Consider the following 3,631-nt stretch of genomic DNA (forward strand, 5'->3'; position numbering starts at 1 on the left):
GGGGGCCAGATCGTATCATAAGGATTTTTCGCGGGATCGCTTCATGATGTCGAGGACGGTGTTTTTGCTGATGCCGAGTTCCCGTGCGATCCAGCGGTAGCTTCGGCCTTCCTCGCTTGCGGCGATGACCTTGGGCGCAAGCTTGTCTGATTTGGGCCTCTGCCCTGGCTGACGTCCCAGCTTCTTGCCTCGTGCTCTCGCAGCCGCCAGCCCGGATTTCACGCGCTCGCTGATGAGGTCGCGCTCGAATTGGGCGATGCCTGCCAGCATGGTGGCCATCATGCGACCATGCGGCGTTTCGAGTTCGAAAGTCATGCCGCTCATGGCGACGACGGATACCTTCCACCCTGCCAACTTATTCAGCGTCTCCAGCAGATCCTGCGTCGAGCGTCCCCAACGTGAGAGTTCGGTGACCAGGACCACGTCGAGCTGGCGGGCCTGTGCGAGATCCATGATCTGGTTCCGGGCCGCCCGGCTAACGGAAGAGCCAGATGCGGTTTCTTTGAACACATCGATGATTTCGTATCCGCCACGCTTTGCGAATGAGGTGAGATCAGAGATCTGGCGCTCGCAAGACTGATCTGAGGTCGAAACCCTGGCATAGATGGCGGCGCGCTGTCCCAGTTGAACCTCCCCGGATTTTGGCCTTGCAAGTGGTTGATTTTGCTGGTGCGACTTTTGTCCAAAACAGTCACTTATCTAACATGGACAATCTTGCATGCCCAGACGCCATATTCTGACAGAACGCCAGCGTTCCGCTCTGTTTGACCTACCGACTGACGAGGCGGAACTGCTCCAGCACTACACGCTGGCCGACGATGATCTGGAGCATATTCGGGAACGGCGACGCCCTTCGAACCGGTTGGGCTTCGCAGTGCAGCTTTGCGCTTTCCGATATCCAGGCCGACTGTTGACCTCCGGTGAAACCATCCCGTTACAGACGACGAGGTTTATCGCCGCGCAACTCGGCGTTCTGCCCGATGACTTGGCTGGGTATGCAGAGACAGAGGTGACACGCCGCAGGCACCTCGTTGCCTTGCGCAAGATCTATGGCTACCGGATGTTCTCCGGACGACGGGCCCACGACTTGAAGGCCTGGTTGGATGATGAAGCGGAAGCAGCGGTATCGAGTGCAGACTTGGTGCGCCAGTTCGCCGAGCAATGCCGCCGGACACAAACCATCCTGCCCGGCATCTCGCGCATTGAGCGGCTTTGTGCAGATGCTTTGGTCGCCGCTGAGCGCCGGATTGAGACGCGCATCGCCAGCCGCCTGAATGCGGACATGCGCGCTGGCCTCGACGAATTACTGACGGATTCTGTAGAGGGAAGAGTGAGCCGGTTCATCTGGCTGCGCCGGTTCGAGGTCGGCAATAATTCTGCCGATATGAACCGTCTGCTGGAGCGGCTGGAATGCCTGCAGAAGATAGGCGTAAATGCCGATTGCCTGGCCGACATTCCACCCCATCGAATTACCCAGCTTCGCCGTCAGGGTGAGCGTTACTTCACGGACGGGCTGCAGGATATATCCGGTGACCGCCGCCTTGCCATTCTTGCGGTGTGTGCGGTGGAGTGGCGTTCCGCCATCGCCGACACTGTCGTAGAAACCCATGACCGGATCGTGGGAAAGACTTGGCGCGAGGCGAAACGCCTTTGCGACGCCAAGATCACCGATGCAAGAGCATCCGTACAGGACGCTTTACAGGCATTCTTCACTCTGGGTGCGGCCCTGATCGGGGCTCGAGATGATGAAGCACCGTTGGAAGAGGCGGTCGCGGATAGCTGTGGCTGGAAAGACCTCGAAAGGCTGGTCGCGCATTCCGCCCGCCTGACTGACACCATGGAGGCAAATCCGCTCGCTCATGTTGCACAGGGCTATCATCGTTTCCGTCGCTATGCGCCGCGTATGCTCGAAGCGCTCCAGATCAGCGCTGCACCGGTGGCGAGACCGTTGATCGAGGCGGCGCGGATTGTCAGTCAGGGCGGGGCCGACCGCCCGACGGGCTTTCTTGGCCCACGCTCAAAATGGCACCGTCATCTGAAGATGCAGGAGGCCGGTGATCACAAGCTCTGGAAAGTTGCGGTGTTGTCCCACCTGCGCGATGCATTCCGGTCTGGGGATATCTGGTTGGCCCAGTCCCGGCGCTATGGCGACCTGAAGGAAGCACTGGTGCCAATTGCAGCGGTGCAGGCCATGCCTAAACTGACCGCCCCTTTCGACCCCGTGGATTGGCTGGAGGACCGTAAGGCGCGCATGAGCGCGGGGCTGGACCGGTTGGCAAAGGCCGCCAAGGCTGGTGCAATCCCCGGCGGCTCTATTATCGACGGCATCCTGAAAACCGAGCGGCTGACCGCCAACGTTCCGGACGAGGCCGATGAGTTGGTGCTGGATCTTTATCGCCGCATGCCGGGTGCGCGGATCACCGACATCATGCTGGAGGTCGAGGCGGACACGGGCTTTGCCGATGCCTTCGCCCACCTGCGAACCGGCGCGCCCTGCAAGGACAAGATCGGATTGCTGAACGTCCTTCTCGGCGAAGGGGTCAATCTCGGTTTGAGCAAGATGGCCGAAGCATCGAACACCCACGATTATTTCCAGCTCTCCCGCCTGTCGCGCTGGCATGTCGAAAGCGAAGCCATCAACCGGGCGCTGGCGACAGTGATCGAAGGGCAGGCAAAATTGCCCATGGCGCAGTTCTGGGGAGCGGGCGATACCGCATCAAGCGATGGCCAGTTCTTTCCCGCCGGGCGACAGGGCGAGGCGATGAACCTCGTGAATGCAAAATACGGCAATGACCCAGGATTGAAGGCGTACACTCACGTCTCCGACCGGTTTGGGCCTTTCGCCACTCAGACCATCCCGGCCACGGTGAATGAAGCCCCCTACATTCTCGACGGGTTGCTGATGAACGAGACGGGAAAGAAAATCAGGGAACAGTATGCTGATACCGGTGGCTTCACCGACCACGTCTTCGCCGTGACGGCCTTGCTCGACTATCGGTTCATTCCCCGCATTCGAGACCTACCGTCAAAGCGGCTCTACGTTTTCGATCCGAACATCGTGCCCAAAGAGCTTAAATCCCTCATCGGCGGCAAGGTCAGGGAAGGAACCATCATCGCTAACTGGCCCGATATCCTGCGTAGTGCCGCCACGATGGTCGCCGGGATCATGTCGCCAAGCCAGCTTCTACGAAAGTTCGCTGCCTATCCCCGGCAGCATGATCTGGCCGTCGCCTTGCGCGAAATCGGACGCATTGAGCGCACGCTCTTCATCATCGAATGGCTGCTCGACACCGATATGCAGCGCCGCGCCCAAATCGGGTTGAACAAGGGCGAGGCGCACCACGCCCTCAAGAACGCCCTGCGTATCGGGCGGCAGGGTGAAATCCGCGACCGTACTGCCGAGGGGCAGCATTACCGTATGGCGGGTCTCAACCTGCTCGCCGCCATCGTCATCTACTGGAATACCAAGCATCTCGGCCACGCCGTCGCCGCCCGCCGCAGGGCCGGGCTCGACTGCCCACCAGACCTCCTGGCGCACATCTCACCACTCGGATGGGCTCACATCCTTCTCACAGGCGAATATCGATGGGCAAAGATCAGGGAGAACGCCTTATGATACGATCTGGCCCCC

2 protein-coding genes are annotated in these 3,631 nt (G+C 60.1%); one reads left to right on the plus strand and one right to left on the minus strand.

Annotated elements, in window-relative coordinates:
* Positions 1-15 precede the first annotated feature (15 nt).
* Positions 16-624, minus strand: coding sequence for a recombinase family protein (locus B2344_RS07915; RefSeq protein WP_349679785.1), 609 nt, complete (start codon positions 622-624; stop codon positions 16-18).
* A 94-nt stretch (positions 625-718) separates the two neighbouring features.
* Here B2344_RS07915 and B2344_RS07920 point away from each other — a divergent pair, with 94 nt between their 5' ends.
* Entirely contained in the window at positions 719-3,616 is a 2,898-nt protein-coding gene (locus tag B2344_RS07920; RefSeq protein WP_150297885.1) for a Tn3 family transposase, read from the plus strand.
* Positions 3,617-3,631: the final 15 nt, after the last annotated feature.

This window comes from Hyphomonas sp. UBA3195, assembly GCF_002366485.1.
Lineage (GTDB): Bacteria > Pseudomonadota > Alphaproteobacteria > Caulobacterales > Hyphomonadaceae > Hyphomonas.

What these genes read in the sequence shown, in the direction of transcription:
- B2344_RS07920 (WP_150297885.1), top strand. Translation starts at nt 719, where the DNA reads ATGCCCAGACGCCATATTCTGACAGAACGCCAGCGTTCCGCTCTGTTT.